Below are 15,970 nucleotides of genomic sequence, written 5' to 3' on the forward strand. Positions count from 1 at the left end.
GACATGTGATCGAAGGTCACGGTTGGCTTTCAAGCATCTCGTGGCACCACCGGAACGTGAGGACGCCTCTCGATGATCTCCTTCGCCCCGGACACCGGGGTCTGGCTGCTGGCCACACCGCACACGTCGTACGCGCTGAGAATCGACGAGACCGGAGCACCCTGCCATCTCGGATGGGGCCCACGCCTGACGCTCGCGGAGGCCGAGGAACTCGCCCTGCCGCGGCCCGTCCCGACCAGCAGTTTCGAGGGAAGACCCCCCGCCGGGGAGGAACTTCCCGTGGACAGCGGGACGCGCTACGGGCCGCCGTCGCTGCAAGTCCGGTTCACGGACGGGTCCCGCGCCTTCGAATGGCAGCCGACCGGCCATCGCGTCCACGAAGGCGAGCTGGAACTGTCGTTCCGCGACCGCCGCTACCCCCTGCGGGTGGCGCTCCACTACCGCCTGCGCGACGACACGGACGTCATCGAGCGCTGGACCGTCGTCCGCAACGCCGGCGACGAGCCCGTCACCCTGCTGCGCGCCGACTCGGCCGCATGGACCCTGCCCCCGCTACCGGACTACCGGCTCAGTCGTGTCACCGGACAGTGGTCCGCCGAGACCCAACTGCATCGAGCCCAACTCCCTTACGGGGAAACGGTGTTGACGAGCCGCCGCGGGATCACCAGCCATCACGCGAACCCGTGGGTGATGCTGGACGGGGGCGAGGCGACAGAGGAACACGGCCGGGTGTGGAGCGCCGCTCTCGCGTGGAGCGGGAGCTGGCGGATCACCGCGCAGCGCACTCCGGACGGGCACGCGGGATTCACCGGTGGCCTGGGTCATGACGGTACGGCCGTGCCGCTCTCGCCGGGCGAGGAGTTCACCACTCCCCCGTTCGCGGGCCTGTTCACCGACGGCGGTTTCGGCGCCGCCAGTCGCGCCTGGCACACGTACACCCTGACCCATGTCCTGCCGCATCCGGACGAGGTCGCCCCGGTGCTCTACAACTCCTGGGAGGCCACGGGCTTCGATGTCGACGAGGTCGGCCAGAAGGCGCTCGCCGAACGGGCCGCCGAGCTCGGAGTCGAGCTGTATGTCGTCGACGACGGCTGGTTCGGGGCGCGCCGCAGCGACCGGGCCGGCCTGGGCGACTGGACGCCCGCTCCGGACCGCTTCCCCGAGGGGCTGGCACCGCTGGTCGAGGCGGTGCACCGGCTCGGGATGGGCTTCGGCCTGTGGGTGGAGCCCGAGATGGTGAATCCGGACAGCGACCTGTATCGCCGGCACCCGGACTGGGTCCTGCACTTCACCGGCCGCCCGCGCTCCGAGCTGCGCAACCAGCTCGTCCTCAACTTCGCTCGTCGGGACGTCGCGGACTGGGCGTACGGCTGGCTGACGCGGCTGGTCGGGGACCACGGCATCGACTTCCTCAAGTGGGACATGAACCGGGCGTTCAGCGAGCCCGGCTGGCCCGGCCGGCAGGACGGCGCCGACCGCCTCGGACCGCAGTACGTGCGCAATCTCTACGACGTCATCGACCGCCTGCGCGCGGACCACCCGGCGCTGCGCATCGAGTCGTGCAGCGGCGGGGGCGGCCGGGTCGACCTGGGCATTCTGTCCCGTACGGACCAGACGTGGGCGTCGGACAACACCGATGCCGCCGACCGGATGGGGATCCAGCACGGCTACGGCCAGGTCTATCCCGCGCGCACCATGGGCTCGTGGGTCACGGACGTACCGAACCAGCTCACCGGCCGCACGGTTCCGCTGCGCTTCCGCTTCCACGTCGCGATGGCGGGGGCGCTGGGCATCGGGGGCGATCTCACTCGCTGGTCCGAGGAGGAACTGCGGGAGGGGGCCGCCCTGGTGGCCGAGTACAAGAAGGTGCGCCATCTGGTGCAGCACGGGCGACTGGACCGGCTGTCGGCGCCTGACGAGGACTCCGTGTCGGTGGTCCAGTACACGGCACCGGATGCCTCCGAAGCCCTCCTTCTCGCGTACCGCCGTGTCACCCGCCACGGAGCGCCCCAATTGCCGGTCCGCCTGCGTGCCCTCACCCCGGGTACCCGTTACCGCGACACCCGCGTCGGCACCGTCCATCACGCCGCCGTGCTCGGCGAGTACGGGCTCCGTCTCGATCTGCCGCCGGGCGACTGGTCGAGCATGGCGGTGCACCTGGTGCGGGAAATGGACGGCTGACGGCGAAGGAACCGCGACGATCGCCGGCATACGCAGTGTTATTGGATGTGTCGATCCTGTGACGCGGGCATCCCCGGCTGGCAAGCTGGTCCGTCACGGGCGTCTGGAAAGACGTGCGGGACATACGTGCTGGCCGAGGGGGCCGGATGCCGGTACTGGAAGCTGTGTGGTGGGCCCTCGTCGGCTCTGGGCTCATCGAGGCGTCGGATCTCTATTCGGCCATCCATGCCTCACGCGGATTCCCGTGGAAGCGCAGGGGACACCTCGAACTCAAGCCCTATTTGGTGTCTGTTCTCATACGGCTGACGGTCGGCACCGGTCTCACTGCCGCGCTCGCCGCGACAAGCCAGGTCGCAACCGCGACCAGTGCTTTCGCGGTGGGCGTCGCCGCACCGAAGATCCTGGAGCAGATCGCTCGTCGCGTGCCTCAAGGTCTCGCAGTGGGCGAGGAGCGGAGGGACTTCGGCGCACACGCGGATCAGGCGGTCGGGCTGACGTCCGATGATCCCGCTCTGGGAGGGCTGCCTGAGGGCGAGGAGCAGTCGCGGACGGTGCCGGAACCGCCGTCTCCACTGCAGGACGAGTCTCTGCCACTCGCCGACGACAAGCCGCTGCCACGCGCGGACGACGAGCCACTGCCGCTCGCGGGAGGCGAGCCACTGACAGACGGGGAACCCTCCGAGGGAGGCGGATCCAGTGCGTCGTGATTCCTTTGTCGGCCAGGTCATCCGGTATCTGGGACGCGCCGAACCCCCCTTCCAGGCTCAGGCGCCCGTCGTTCCCCGGCGGAGGTTCGATCATGTGCTGAGGGCGGCACTCGCCTTTCAACCGCACAGACGACTTCGTCCGGGCGACGATCTCCATGGCGCCGACCTGTCCAACGGCGACCTGGCCCATGCCGACCTGACCGGCGCCGATCTCCGCGGAGCCGTGCTCACGGGCGCCGACATGAGCCACGCCAACCTCCGCCGGGCGAAATTGACCCAGTGCAGTGCCTCCGACGAAGCAGTCGGCATCCCGCTGGCCATGCGCGGGACGGGGAGCGTCGACCTTTCCATGGCGGTTCTGAGCGAAGCCGCGCTGAACGACGCGATCCTGCCGAGAGCCAATCTGCGTGAGGCGAAGCTCAACGGCGCCGATATCAAAGGCACTCGGCTCACACAGGCGAACCTCGTTCGGGCCGATCTGAGCGGAGCGTCCCTCCGGCGTGCTGATCTGCGGGGCGCCCAGCTCAGTGGAGCCCGCCTGACAGACGCCGACCTCGGCGGAGCCCGTCTGAGCGTGCATCACGGTGCCTCGCAGATTCGCTCTGGCACACACTCGATCACTGACCTCTTCAGCCCGGCGCCCGGGGCCACGAACCTGCGGGACACCGACCTGACGCGGGCGAATCTGGAGGGAGCGGACCTGGCCGGCGCGGACTTGGACGGAGCCGATCTGACCGAAGCCTGCCTGGTTCGGGCACAGCTGAACCGGGCGAACCTCCAAGACGCGAACCTCACCGGCGCCGATCTGCGGGGGGCTGGAGTGAGTGGGGCCCATTTGCGGGGCGCGAACCTGACCGGGGCGACGCTCCCTGGGCTGCAGCAGCTGAGCGAGACTCACTTGGCCGGTGTCATCATGCCCGGCGCCGACCTGGTCGGTATCAGCCTGCCCGGCGTCGATCTCAGCACAGCGGACCTCAGCGGCGCGAATCTCAGCGAGGCCGACCTCAAAAGCGCGAAGCTGGCCTCGACCAGCCTCCAGGGCGCCGAACTGCGGGACGCCGACCTGAGCAGTTCCGACTTGCGCAACTCGGCCCTCAGCGAGGCGAATCTCCTGAACGCCGATCTGAACGGTGCGAACCTCGAACACGTTGACCTGTCACGCGGTCAGCTGAAGGACGCCAACCTCTCCAAAGCGAACCTGAAGAGCGCGAATCTGCAGAGGACGCAGCTCGACGGAAGCGACTTGCGTGGCGCGGACCTCAGTCACGCCGATGTGCGCAGCGCCAGCCTCCGCGGCGCCAACCTGATCAGGGCGAACCTGTCCCACACCCGGCTGTTCGGTGCGCGCTGGACGCTCGGCACGAAGTGGCCGACCGCCATCTATCCGGCGATCATGACCAGGTCGGTGGAAGTGGAGCCCGGCGAATGGGAGATCCGGGGCGACGGCGCCGCCGAGCGCGCGCAGGCGCCCAGTTCCGTATAGCCGAAGGAAAGAGTTGAACGGACGAGCCGGCGAGTCATACGACCACGCCGTCGGCCGCGACACGTACGCCACCACAGCGGTTACGGAACGCCCGCTGTGGTGGCGAACCGTGCGGTCAGGAGGGCTTGGTGGCGGAAACGGCGGTGACGGTCACCGTGTCGTCGCACTCGGCCAGTACGCCGTCGTCAAGGGCGACCTGGTGGAATCCGGCGGCCGGGAGGCCCACCACCAGGGTCGGATACGTGACGGGCGTGGACCCGGATACGCAGTAGCCGTCGGCCTCGCCCTGGACCTGGACGAACGTCAGCTTGGTCCATGCCTTGCCGCCCGGTGCGACGACCACCGTGGACGCGGAGCCCTCGGCGGTCACCGTGAGGGGATGGTTCTTCGCCGGGGAGCCATTGCCCGCTCCCGCCACGGTCGGATGGCCCTGGACGGTGCACGGCTTGGCGGACACATTGGTGAACTCGACGATCGCCGCCCCGGTTCCGGTGCCGTCCGGCCGGACGGCGGCCTGGTACATGGACGCCTCAAGGTCCGCCACACCACAGGTCTTCGTCTTCGTGGCGGGGGTCGACGTCGGGGTCCCGGCGGGGGTCGACGGGGCGGTCGTGGCCGGCCCCGACGACGCGGACGTCGGGGCGCTGGACTTGGAGGCCGCCGGCTTGGCCGGAACGCCCGACGGCGAACTGGCCGCCCCGGCTCCGTTCCCGCCCGGCTGGCACGCGGTCATGAGCAGTGTGGCCGCCGACGCGGTGACCATCGCCAGAGCGCCTCTGCGCATACCCGTCGCGTACTGCATGAAGTCCCCCGAAGTAGAAGTTCAGGCGCCGGTCGCTCACCGGCACTCGTCGCTTCAGAGGGCATGGGCGGCTTGCTGGGTTCACCTGCTCAAGGGTCTGTGACATGACGGTGACAGACCATGTCCCGGACGGCGGCCTAGTACCGCTGCGCCTTGGCCAGCCGAGCCGTCAGCTGGGGCTCGGAGGGCTGTCTGCTGATGGCGATGGGCTGGGCCCGCTTCCCCGGGTCGAGGTTCTCCGCGCCGACGTACCTGGTCTCCACGACCTTGCCGTCGGAGTCCTCGAAGTCGATCTGCACGGCGTACGACGCCTTCTGGTCGGTCTTGTTGGTGATGGTGACGAGCACGGCGAGCAGCCCACCGGTCTCCGCCTTGGGCAGGCCGGTCATGGAGACCTCGGATACAGCGTTTCCGCTGCCCTGTACGTCCTTCAGCTCCTTCTGCGCGGCCGCACTGGCGCGTGCCGTGTCGGCGGAGACGGACGCCTCGAACGCCGACGCTGCGGCCGCCGCGGAGGAGGCTGCCGCCGACGCCGAGGCGCGGGCGGAGCCGATGATCGAGGAGGCTGCCGAGGCCAGGGCGGACGGCGCCGACCCGGTGAAGTTCGACGCGTTCGGCGCGGTGGGGAGGCTCACCGAGGAACCGCCGCTGTCGTTGCTGTCCGTGCTGCACGAGACGAGCACGGAGCCGCACGCGAACGCGGCCACGAGGACAGCGATCCGGCGTGATCGGCTCGATCGGCCTCGGGCGTCGGCAGTGCGTGTACTCATGGGGGCTCGTCCTCTTCCTGGCCTACGGGACTCCCTCATGCTCCGTGCCGGGACCGGGCTCCGCGAACGGCGCTGGACCGTTGGAGTGTCCGGTGCGACGAGGGAGGGCCCGGAGTGGCCGGAGCCTCAGGGGGTTCCCGAGCCGCCCTCCCGTTCCAGCCAGGTCTCCGCGATCGCCAGAGCCGCCGCCATGATGCTCAGCTGGGGGTTGACCTCCGGGCAGCTGGGCAGGGCCGAGGCGTCCGTGACAAGGATTCCGTGGGTGCCGCGGAGCCGGCCCTCGGGGTCGGTGGGGGCGCGCTGTGGGTCGGCGCCGGCGGCGGCTGTGCCGGTGGGGTGGAATGCCGAGAGGTGCAGGTCGCGGGCGGTGACCCCGGTGAGCAGGTCGTCGAGTTCCTCCAGTGAGCGGGCGCGCGGGGCGCGGGGGACTCCGGTGAGGATCTCCTCGGCGCCCGCCGCGAAGAGCAGGCGGCCCATGGCGCGTACGGCCGTCATCAGCCGGTCGCCGTCACGGGGGTCCAGGTCGTAGCGGACAAGGGTGCGGCCTTGGCCCTGGACCCGGCCGGAGGGGCGGTCGGCGATCATGGCGCCGAGGGTCGCGAGATGGTCCGCGTCCTCCAGTTCGCGCCGCAGCTCGCGACCCAGACCCGGGAGGACGAAACTTCCCATGCCCGGCGGGCTCGCGGTCGCCTCGATGAGGACACCGCGGTCGTGCAGTTCCTCGATTCCGGCGCTCTGCAGCACGCCCTGCCAGGCGGTGACCGGCTCGGTGAAGCGTCCCGCGACGCTGGTGGCCGGGTGCACGCTGAGGTTGCGGCCCAGCCGTGGATGTCCGCCGAGGCCCGAGCGGCGCAGCAGGGGCGGTGTCTGGAGGGCGCCGGCCGCGGTCACGACGAGCGGGCTGAGGATCTCCAGTTCGCTGCCGTCCGGCCGCCGCGCCTGTACGCCCGCGGCGCGCGGCGCGCCCGGTCCGTCGTGGTCCACCAGGATGCGGCGGACCCGCGCACCCGTGACGATCCGGGCCCCCGCGGCGCAGGCGTCGGGCAGGACGGACAGCTGCACGCTCTGTTTGGCTCCGGTGGGGCAGCCGACCACGCACTGGCAGGAGCCCTTGCAGCCGGGCGCGTTGCGGCGCAGCGGTCCGGCCCGCCAGCCGAGCCGCTCGGCGCCCGCGAGTGCGAGCATGCCGTTGTTGCCGAGTACGTCGAGCGGCTGGGTGGCCACGCGGAGGGTGCGCTCGATCTCGTCGAGCCGGGCCCCGAAGCCCTCGGCGAGCCCGAACCCGTACGCATTGCTCCATCGGTCCAGCACATGCTCCGGAGTCCGGTAGCAGGTACCGGAGTTGACGACGGTGGTGCCGCCGACCGCGCGGCCGACCGGCAGCAGCAGCGGCGGGTTGCCGACGGCAACGGTGGCGCCGCCGTCCCGGTACAGCTCGGCGAAACGGTCGAGCGGCGCCCGACGTCCGAAGGAGGCCGTCGAGTGATGTTCGCCCTCCTCCAGGACGACCACGCTCAGTCCGGCGCGCGCGAACGTCCGGGCGGCCACGGCACCGCCAGCGCCGGACCCGACGACCACCACGTCGGCGGTGGAACGTGTCGGCCACTCGTGCGCCGGGGTGCAGTCGAGGGGCGGGTCCGCGGGTGCCGTCACAGGAGCGGCGGGCGCGGCGGGCATGCGCTCGGTTCCCGCCGCCAGCAGCACGGGCACCTTGAGGACGTCGAGCAGCGGGGCGAGACGGGGGCGTGCGGCCAGCGAGCCGAGCACGCTCTCGCGTTCGTCGGGGGCGAGTGCGGCCAGGCGTCTGCCGGTGCGCAGGACGGCGTACGTCTCCAGGGCAGCGACGGCCGTGTGCAGCCCGGCGCGGGCGGGCCGGGGCAGCGCGGCGAGCACCGTGTCGAGCCGCTGCGGCACGCGTGCGGGCCAGCTCTCGTCGCCGGTGTCGGCGAGCAGCGCGGCAACGAATCCTTCGGCGGTCACCGCTCGCCCGCCTCGGCGTGCGCGGTGCCGTCCAGGACCCAGGAGGCCTCCGGGCGCCAGCGGCCCCACCAGCGCTCCAGCACGATGCGGGCGTCGGCGGACTCGCTGTTGCGGCACACCGCACGGGTTCCGTCCGGGTCGCGGTACTCCAGGGTGAGGGTGCGTTCGGCGGGCTGGCCGACCTCGACGCGGATGCGGCGCAGCGCCGTCCGGCCGGTCACCGTCCACTCGGGGAGGCCGAACGCGGCCCGGAACCGCCCGACGCCCAGCCAGCCCACCGCCGACCGCTCCGCCCGTCGCGGCCAGGTCCTGCCCTGCCGGCGCAGCCGCAGGAACACCAGCGGAGGCAGCCGCCGCAGGCCCGGCCGGGTGGACACCGCCGCGACGATCTCCAGGACGTCGCCGTCACCGAGCTCCGCGTGGAGCCAGGTCCACCGGTGAGCGTTGCCGTGCCCGTAGATGCGGGCCGAGGCGCCGGGTGCACCGCGCGGGGTCAAGGTGTGTTCCCCGTAGGAGAATTCACCGTCGTACGTGGCCCGCGCGGCCGGGAGCATCTGGGCTGCGGGCAGCAGTGGTCGGCGCCAGGACCAGCGCGGGAAGGTGAACAGGGGCGATGCTTGCGGGCGTTCGGTGAGCTTCCAGTGGAAGTCGCCCGCGCTGCCTGCGAGTTGCCCCGGGACGGCCGTGACGTTGTCTCCCGCGAACCCGTCCGCGGGCCGGGTCCAGGGGACGGGCCCGAAGCGGGCATGCCGTACCTCGCCCTCGCGGGGGAACGCCGCGACCCATCCGTGGGCGAACGGTTCGGATCCGTCGGCGGGCGCGGTCAGTTCGTGGTGCAGCCAGATCCCGGTGCCGCTCGCCGGATCGGTCAGCGTGGTGTACCAGACCTCGGTGCGGCCCGGTGTGCCGTTCCAGCGCGGCGCGAAGTGCTCGGACCGGCTCTCGCGCCGGGGGAAGCGGAAGCTGAGGAGGAACGGCGCGAGGCCGGTCGCGAGCGGGAAGCGCAGGACCCCTTCGCCGGCCCGCGCGTCCCCCTCGTACAGCGTGAACGGCAGGACGGTCATCGACTCCAACGGGCGGCGCGCGGTGACGGACTTCCAGCCGTCCAGGGTGAGGCCACGGCCGTCGGCGGTGAACGCCAGTCGGTAGCGGATGCGCCGCCTGGCCAGCGGTGACACCTCCAACTCGCCCTCGGCGTCAGGGGCGTCGGCGAACCCGGCGATCCGTACGCGGCCGGTCACGCGCGCCCGGGTGGTGCGATGCGGGCGCAGTATCTCGTCGGCTTCGGCGCGCAGGTCGAGGCGTATGCGGCGCTCCCGTGTCTCGGTGTCGAGCCGGACCGTGCCGAGCATCGTCTCCTTGAACGCGGTACCCCTCATACGAGACCTTCCAGCATGATGCGCTCGGTCGCCCGCAGATAGGCGTCGGCTGCCGTGTGCGCCTGCCGGGCGTCCTGGGATGTCACCGCCTCCACCACCGGGGCCAGCCGTTCGTACGCCGCCGCCGGGTCGGTGAAGGGCCCCTTGAGCAGGGAGCGGACGGGCAGGTAGGCGTTGAACAGCGTGTTCGTCAGCAGGACGTAGACGCGGTTGCCGGTGGCGCGGGCGAGGGCGCGGTGCACCTCGACGTCGGCGAGCTGCACCGCGTCGGCGCCGTCGGCCTCCCGTACGGCTTCCAGCAGCGCGCGAAGCTCGGCCCGCTGGGTGCGGGTGGCTCGCGCCGCGGCCCGTTCGGCGATCAACGCGCCCACGCCACGCCGCACTTCGAAGATCTCGTGGATCCATTTCGCATCGTGCCGCACGAGCATGGGCAGCAGATCCGCGCCGCCCAGGCGGGCGTAGTCGCGCACCCGGGTCCCCACACCGTGCCGGGTCTCCAGCAGGCCCGCCTGGACGAGCCGGCCGAAGGCGTGCTTGAGCGTGGTCCGGGTGACTCCGTAACCGTCGGCGAGTTGGCGCTCCGCAGGAAGGTAACTCCCCGCCGGGTGGCGGCCGTTGAGTATGTCCGTGCGCAGCCGGTCTTCCAGTACGTCCACGATGGTCTCGCGGGGCAGTGCCTCCACGGTTCCCCCTCCGGCAAGTGGATGAGTGGCTGAGCCACTGAACCAGTGGGCGTCCTTCTCGGTCAACCCCTCTTCCACAAACGGCCGTTAGCCGCTCATCGCCGGCCCGAGCGTGAGCCACTCCTCGTCCGGCAGGCCGAGGAGGCGTTCGATGCGCTCGCTGTCCGGGAGGGGCCCGTGGTCCCCCGTCACCCCGAGCGCGGACACCGCGGTGATGTGGCCGAGCCGCAGCGCGCGCCGCATTTCCTCGCCTCGCAGCAGACCGGCGAGGAACCCCGCCGCGAAGGCGTCGCCCGCGCCGACGGGTTCGACCACGGTCGTCCGCAGCGCCGGAACGGTGCACACGCCTTCGTCACTGAACGCGGTCGCGGCGTACGCACCGTCCTTGACGACGAGGATGCGCGGGCGCCCGAGCAACTCCCGTACATCGGCGGCCTTCAGGTCCTGGCCCCACAGGCGCTGCGCCTCGTCGAGTCCGACGAAGACGATGTCCGCGCGGTCTGCCAGGTCGCGCAGCACCGTGGCGGCCGAGGCGTCGGGCCAGAGCGCGGGACGGTGGTTGACGTCGAAGCTCACGGTGTACGGGCCGGTGAGCGCCCGTGTCACGAGTTCCCCGCAGGACGCGGACAGTGCCGGGGTGATGCCCGTGAAGTGTGCGAGGGCCGCCGAGCGGATCGTATCCTCGTCGAGCAGTCCGGGGCCCAGGGCGGAGGCGGCGGAACCGCGCCGGTAGTAGTGCACGCGGGTGCCGTCGGCCCCGGGATCCTTCACGAGCAGCCCTGTCGGCCGGTCCGGATCGGTGCGGACGCGCGAGACGTCGACGCCGGCCGCGGCGACCGCGTCGCGCACCCTCCTGCCCCAGGTGTCGTCGCCGACGGCCGAGAGCCAGGCGACGGGAACGCCGTGATCGGCCAGGTACATCGCCACGTTCGACTCGGCGCCGGCGACGGACACCCGCAGGCTGTCCGCCCGTTCCAGGGACTGGGGCGGCTCGGGGGCCAGCGCCGCCATGCTCTCGCCGACGCACACGACACGTCCTCGGGGCGGACGCCATCCGTTCGTCATGCCGTCTCCCGCACGACGGCGCGGAAGGCGCGGGCGCGCTCGCGCAGCGCGGTGAGGCTTCCCCCGTCCGCGGCGTCGCCGATGAGGGGTGAGCCGACGCCGACAGCCGTTGCCCCGGCCGCCAGATGAGCCCGGGCGGCCGCCTCGTCGACACCGCCGACCGGGACGAACGTCTCGTGCGGGAACGGGCCGCGCAGGGCTTTCACATACGCCGCTCCGCCGGCCTGGGCGGCCGGGAAGATCTTCAGCGCCTCGGCGCCGAGAGCTCGCGCGGCGATGATGTCGGTCGGGGTCATCACTCCGGCGAGTACGGGCATGCCGAGGTGCCGCGCCGCCCTCACGCCGTCTCCCAGACCGGGCGTGACCGCGAAGTCCGCTCCGGCGTCGTGCGCGGCGCGGGCGTCGTCGGCGGTCAGTACCGTTCCGGCACCCAAGGGCCTGTCAGGTCCGAGTGCCTCTCTCGCCCGCTCGATGACGGTGAGGGCGTCCTTGCCGGTGAGCGACACCTCGACGAGTTCGATGCCCTCCTCGGCCAGGGTCAGCACAGTGCGCAACGAAGCGTCGGCGTCGCCTCCGCGCACGATGGCGACGAGGCGATGGACTGCCAGGGCGGCCTGCAGGTTCACGGGTGGTGGTTCCTTCCTCGGACGGTACGGATCATCGGACGACGGGGGCCATCGGATCGTACGGGGGCCTGGGGCGGCGGAAGTTGGACCAGACCAATTGTGTGTGAATCGTTGACATGTACGCCGCCCAGGAGAATTCTGAGAGCGCTCTCAAGAGGAACCGGACGACCCTCGTCCGCAGGAATCCACCTCGCTGAAACCCCCACATCAAGGAGGACGAGAGTGCCTGGAAAACCCAACTGGCGGGCTTTGGCAGCGGCGGCGGCCACGCTCACCGCGGCGCTGCTGACGTTCGGGGCCCCGTCCCGGGCCGAGGCCGCCGTCCCGGCGACCATCCCGCTGAAGTTCACGAACAACTCCGGCCGCAGTGACCCGATTTACATCTACGACCTCGGCACGAACCTGTCCACCGGCCAGCAGGGCTGGGCCGACGCGAACGGAACGTTCCACGCCTGGCCCGCGGGCGGCAATCCGCCGACGCCCGCGCCCGACGCGTCGATCGCGGGGCCGGCCAATGGACAGTCGAAGACGATCCGGATCCCCAAGTTCTCCGGACGGATCTACTTCTCCTACGGGCAGAAGCTCGACTTCCGGCTGACGACGGGTGGCCTGGTGCAGCCGGCCGTGCAGAATCCGAGCGACCCCAACCGCAACATCCTCTTCAACTGGTCCGAGTACACACTCAACGACTCCGGGCTGTGGATCAACAGCACACAGGTCGACATGTTCTCCGCGCCGTACGCCGTCGGAGTCCAGCTCGCCGACGGCACGACGAAGAACACCGGCCACCTCAAAGCCGGTGGGTACAACGGGTTCTTCAACGCCCTGCGGGGTCAGCCGGGCGGCTGGGCCAATCTGATCCAGACCCGGTCCGACGGCACCGTCCTGCGGGCTCTCGCTCCCGGCCACGGCGTCGAGGCGGGCGCGCTGCCAGGCACCGTCATGGACGACTACGTCAACCGTGTGTGGCAGAAGTACAGTTCGTCGACGCTGACGGTGACGCCGTTCGCCGACCAGCCGAACACGAAGTACTACGGCCGGGTGTCCGGTGACGTCATGAACTTCACCAACAGTGCCGGAGCGGTCGTCACCAGCTTCCAGAAGCCCGACTCCGACAGCATCTTCGGCTGCTACAAGCGTCTCGACGCGCCCAACGACCTGGTGCGCGGCCCCATTTCACGCACCCTGTGCGCGGGCTTCAACCGCTCCACGCTCCTGGTCAATCCCAACCAGCCCGACACCACGTCGGCGAACTTCTACCAGGACACGGTGACCAACCAGTACGCCCGCAAGATCCACGCGCAGATGGCCGACGGCAAGGCCTACGCGTTCGCCTTCGACGACGTCGGCAACTACGAGTCGCTCGTCCACGACGGGAATCCGCAACAGGCCTACATCACGCTGGATCCGTTCAGCTGACGGATGGTTCCGGGGTGGCGGAGTCCCGCGCGGGACTCCGCCACCCCTTCACATTCCGTCGTCGGGATCGGGATCGAGGCAGAGCACAGGGACCCGCTGGACGAGGTTGTTGACGAAGCCGCCCCGGTTCCACGGCTGTTCCAGGGGCTGGGTGTGGCCCTCGGCGTCGGTGGCCCGCGCGCTGAGCACATGGTGGCCAGGTGCGGCCGTCCAGTCGAAGTGCCAAGGGCGCCAGGCCCAGCGCAGGCCGCTTCCCCCGTCCAGGTGCGCCGCGGACCAGGACCGTCCCGCGTCCCAGCTCACCTCGACCCCGGTCACCGGCGCGCGCCCCGACCAGGCCCGGCCCTCCAGCGCCACGACACCCGGCCGGACCACCCGGGTCCGGGACATGAAGTCCGGGAAGCCGGGCGGGATCAGCAGGGCACGCGGGGCGATCCGGGTGACCGGTTCGCCCTCGTCGCCGGCGCCCTGCCGCAGCCGGTAGGCCACGGCCTGCTGGAATCCCGTGAAGGGCGTGTCCGAAACCGTGATGTCGCGCAGCCACTTCACGTGCGCCATGCCGTACCAGCCGGGCACCACCAGCCGCACCGGATGTCCGTGCTGGGGTGGCAGCGGGGCGCCGTTCATCCCGTACGCCACGAGCACCTCGGGCTCGCCGCCCATGGCCACGTCCAGCGGAAGGGCACGCTGGTAGTCCTGCTCGACCCCGCGCTCGACGCCGTGATCGGCGCCGGTGAACACCACGTCCACCGCCCCGGGTTCGACGCCGGCCTCGGCGAGCAGCATCCGCAACGGCACGCCGGTCCACTCCGCCGTACCGACCGCCTCCACCAGCCACGGCTGACTCACCGGCCGGGGCGTCAGCAGGGCCCGCCCATTGCCCGCGCACTCCAGCGTCACCCGTTGCGTGACCGCGGGATACGCCTTCAGGTCAGCGATCCCCAGCAGCAGCGACCGCCGCACCCGTCCCCCGAGGGTGAGCTGCCACGAGGAACTCGCGGCGTACGGGATGTCGTAGTGCGTCAGTACGTAGTGCAGCCCCGGTGGCGTGACGTCGTACCGCAGAGCCTCCAGCGGCATCCCGTGATTCCGGGCGGCGAGGGCCAGCTCCTCCTGGCTGACGCCCTCTTCCGGGCCGGCCAGCCGGGCAGGTCCACTCACATCGTCGAGGCGATGACCCATGCCCGCATTGTCCGCCTTCCGGGCGCGCGGAGGCTAGGGCCTGTCCGGCGGATCAGGTCGCAGGAAGGCAGCGGCGCCTGATAGCCCCAGGTGAGCGGGGTCTGGTGCGTCCAGCTGCAAGGCGGAGGAGGGCGTCGACGCGGAGCGTCGGCAACCGACGACAACGCCGCTGGGGGTCCCCCCACGCCCTTAAGGCAGTGGGGGAGGGCGTACCAGACCCCGCGTCTGCGACATGATCCGCCGGACAGGCCCTAGGCGGACGGCGGACGGATACTCCGGTCCACCATGTCGTGCCACCCGGACTCCAGGCGCTCCAGCGGCATGTCGCGCTGGCGGGTCAGGTGGTGGATCAGGGCGGGTTCCAGGTATCCCATCAGGGTCTGGGCGACAAGTTCGGCGTCCGTGGCCGGGCGGACCTGGCGCAGCAGCATGCAGACGTGCATGAGGCGGACGCGGTACGGGGCGGAGTTGAAGCGGCGGGAGGCGTCGGGCTCCGCGGCGAGGTACAGGTCCAGCCGCTCGGAGGTCTGGCGCAGGGCGCGACAGCCGAAGGCGTGCAGTCGCTCCACCGGTGACGCCCCGGGGCCGAGCGGGGGCGGACCGCTGATGAAGTCGGCCTGGAACCGCTGCTCGGTGTGGTCGAGCAGCGCCATCAGCAGGCCGGTGCGGTCGCCGAAGCGCCTGAAGACGGTGCCCTTGCCCACCGACGCCGCGGCGGCGACGGCCTCCATCGTCACATTGGCCACCCCGTGCTGCTCCACCAGCCGGGTGGCGGCCTCCAGCAGACGCGCGCGGTTGCGTGCGGCGTCGGCGCGCAGCTGCGGGGCGTCACCGGGGGTGGTGAGCTCCGTGAGCACGGGTTCGTCGGACGGTTCCTGTCGCTTCGGGAACGGCGGGAGCGGGGTGGACATGAAGCCAGCGTAACGGCAGACCGGGAAAACTGGACTCCGGTCCGCTTCAGTGCTACAACTTTAAACGGACCTCGGTCCGCTTTATTGCGGCAATGTTTCAGCTTCGGGAGTTACTCATGTCTGTACGTATCCTCGCGCTCGTCGGCAGCCTGCGTGCCGGCTCCCACAACCGCCAGCTCGCCGAGGCGGCCGTCAAGCTCGCCCCGGAAGGCGCCGAGGTCGAGCTCTTCGAGGGCCTGGCCGAGGTCCCCTTCTACAACGAGGACATCGACGTCGACGGCGGCGTGCCCGCCGCCGCTGCCCGGCTGCGTGAGGCCGCCGGCCGCGCCGACGCCTTCCTGCTCTTCTCGCCCGAGTACAACGGCACGATCCCGGCCGTGCTGAAGAACGCCATCGACTGGCTGTCCCGCCCCTATGGCGCCGGCGCCTTCACCGGCAAGCCGGTCGCCGTGGTCGGCACCGCGTACGGCCAGTTCGGCGGCGTATGGGCGCAGGACGACGCCCGCAAGGCCGTGGGCATCGCGGGCGGCACCGTCCTGGAGGACGTCAAGCTCTCCATCCCCGGCTCCGTGGTCCGCTTCGCCGAGACCCACCCGGTCGACGACGCCGAGGTCGCCGCCCAGCTGACGGAGGTCGTCAGCCGTCTGCACACCCAGGTCGGCGAAGTCACCGCCGCCTGACAACTCCCGTGAGGGCCGGTCCGGTTCAGCCGGGCCGGCCCTTTCGTATGTCTCAAGATCGCCACCGCGTGTCTCAAGACCGCCACCGTATGTCTCCGGCGT

The 15,970-nt window shown here is 71.1% G+C and carries 15 protein-coding genes; 6 read left to right on the forward strand and 9 right to left on the reverse strand.

The window, feature by feature from the left end:
* Window positions 1-72 precede the first annotated feature (72 nt).
* The 3 genes from OG975_RS03295 to OG975_RS03305 all read left to right on the forward strand — a co-directional run bounded on the left by OG975_RS03295 (window position 73) and on the right by OG975_RS03305 (window position 4,371).
* Window positions 73-2,181, forward strand: a complete 2,109-nt coding sequence (locus OG975_RS03295; RefSeq protein ID WP_406327259.1) for an alpha-galactosidase — start codon at window positions 73-75, stop codon at window positions 2,179-2,181.
* A gap of 146 nt (window positions 2,182-2,327) precedes the next feature.
* The gene (locus OG975_RS03300; RefSeq protein ID WP_406327261.1) at window positions 2,328-2,888 is read left to right on the forward strand and encodes a hypothetical protein; all 561 of its coding nucleotides are present in this window, start codon (window positions 2,328-2,330) and stop codon (window positions 2,886-2,888) included.
* Window positions 2,878-4,371 carry a pentapeptide repeat-containing protein gene (locus tag OG975_RS03305; RefSeq protein WP_406327263.1) on the forward strand — a complete coding sequence of 498 codons (1,494 nt, stop codon included), beginning with the start codon at window positions 2,878-2,880 and terminating at the stop codon, window positions 4,369-4,371. Before OG975_RS03300 ends, OG975_RS03305 begins: the two co-directional genes overlap by 11 nt.
* 115 nt (window positions 4,372-4,486) lie before the next feature.
* On the opposite strand, the gene OG975_RS03310 is transcribed toward OG975_RS03305, so the two are convergent.
* The gene (locus OG975_RS03310; RefSeq protein ID WP_406327265.1) at window positions 4,487-4,894 is read right to left on the reverse strand and encodes a DUF4232 domain-containing protein; all 408 of its coding nucleotides are present in this window, start codon (window positions 4,892-4,894) and stop codon (window positions 4,487-4,489) included.
* Here OG975_RS03310 and OG975_RS03315 point away from each other — a divergent pair.
* Window positions 4,893-5,276 carry a hypothetical protein gene (locus OG975_RS03315; RefSeq protein ID WP_406327267.1) on the forward strand — a complete coding sequence of 128 codons (384 nt, stop codon included), beginning with the start codon at window positions 4,893-4,895 and terminating at the stop codon, window positions 5,274-5,276. The genes OG975_RS03310 and OG975_RS03315 overlap by 2 nt on opposite strands.
* 34 nt (window positions 5,277-5,310) lie before the next feature.
* Here OG975_RS03315 and OG975_RS03320 read toward each other — a convergent pair whose 3' ends face one another.
* The 6 genes from OG975_RS03320 to OG975_RS03345 form a co-directional block, all read right to left on the reverse strand.
* Window positions 5,311-5,943 carry a hypothetical protein gene (locus OG975_RS03320; RefSeq protein ID WP_406327269.1) on the reverse strand — a complete coding sequence of 211 codons (633 nt, stop codon included), beginning with the start codon at window positions 5,941-5,943 and terminating at the stop codon, window positions 5,311-5,313.
* 126 nt (window positions 5,944-6,069) lie between these two features.
* Complete coding sequence (locus OG975_RS03325) at window positions 6,070-7,923, reverse strand: GMC family oxidoreductase N-terminal domain-containing protein (RefSeq protein ID WP_406327271.1); 1,854 nt, start codon at window positions 7,921-7,923, stop codon at window positions 6,070-6,072.
* Window positions 7,920-9,302, reverse strand: coding sequence for a hypothetical protein (locus OG975_RS03330; RefSeq protein ID WP_406327273.1), 1,383 nt, complete (start codon window positions 9,300-9,302; stop codon window positions 7,920-7,922). Before OG975_RS03330 ends, OG975_RS03325 begins: the two co-directional genes overlap by 4 nt.
* Window positions 9,299-9,985, reverse strand: a complete 687-nt coding sequence (locus OG975_RS03335; RefSeq protein ID WP_406327275.1) for a FadR/GntR family transcriptional regulator — start codon at window positions 9,983-9,985, stop codon at window positions 9,299-9,301. The genes OG975_RS03330 and OG975_RS03335 overlap by 4 nt, the downstream gene beginning before the upstream one ends.
* Window positions 9,986-10,072: 87 nt before the next feature.
* A complete protein-coding gene (locus tag OG975_RS03340) occupies window positions 10,073-11,050 on the reverse strand; it encodes a sugar kinase (RefSeq protein ID WP_406327277.1) in 978 nt (325 codons plus the stop codon).
* Window positions 11,047-11,676, reverse strand: a complete 630-nt coding sequence (locus tag OG975_RS03345) for a bifunctional 4-hydroxy-2-oxoglutarate aldolase/2-dehydro-3-deoxy-phosphogluconate aldolase (RefSeq protein WP_406327279.1) — start codon at window positions 11,674-11,676, stop codon at window positions 11,047-11,049. Before OG975_RS03345 ends, OG975_RS03340 begins: the two co-directional genes overlap by 4 nt.
* A 249-nt stretch (window positions 11,677-11,925) precedes the next feature.
* On the opposite strand from OG975_RS03345, the gene OG975_RS03350 reads away from it, so the two are divergent.
* Entirely contained in the window at window positions 11,926-13,095 is a 1,170-nt protein-coding gene (locus OG975_RS03350; protein WP_406336129.1) for a glycoside hydrolase family 64 protein, read from the forward strand.
* A gap of 48 nt (window positions 13,096-13,143) precedes the next feature.
* Here OG975_RS03350 and OG975_RS03355 read toward each other — a convergent pair whose 3' ends face one another.
* Both OG975_RS03355 and OG975_RS03360 read right to left on the reverse strand, forming a co-directional pair.
* Window positions 13,144-14,277: a sulfite oxidase gene (locus tag OG975_RS03355; protein ID WP_406327281.1), complete on the reverse strand. Its 1,134-nt coding sequence runs from the start codon at window positions 14,275-14,277 to the stop codon at window positions 13,144-13,146.
* A 251-nt stretch (window positions 14,278-14,528) separates the two neighbouring features.
* The gene (locus OG975_RS03360) at window positions 14,529-15,188 is read right to left on the reverse strand and encodes a TetR/AcrR family transcriptional regulator (protein ID WP_406327283.1); all 660 of its coding nucleotides are present in this window, start codon (window positions 15,186-15,188) and stop codon (window positions 14,529-14,531) included.
* Window positions 15,189-15,304: 116 nt separating this feature from the next.
* Here OG975_RS03360 and OG975_RS03365 point away from each other — a divergent pair, with 116 nt between their 5' ends.
* On the forward strand, window positions 15,305-15,868 hold the full coding sequence (locus OG975_RS03365; RefSeq protein WP_406327284.1) for an NAD(P)H-dependent oxidoreductase: 564 nt from the start codon (window positions 15,305-15,307) through the stop codon (window positions 15,866-15,868).
* Window positions 15,869-15,970 lie beyond the last annotated feature (102 nt).

Source organism: Streptomyces sp. NBC_00203 (assembly GCF_045206325.1).
GTDB classification, from domain to species: Bacteria; Actinomycetota; Actinomycetes; order Streptomycetales; family Streptomycetaceae; genus Streptomyces; species Streptomyces lutosisoli.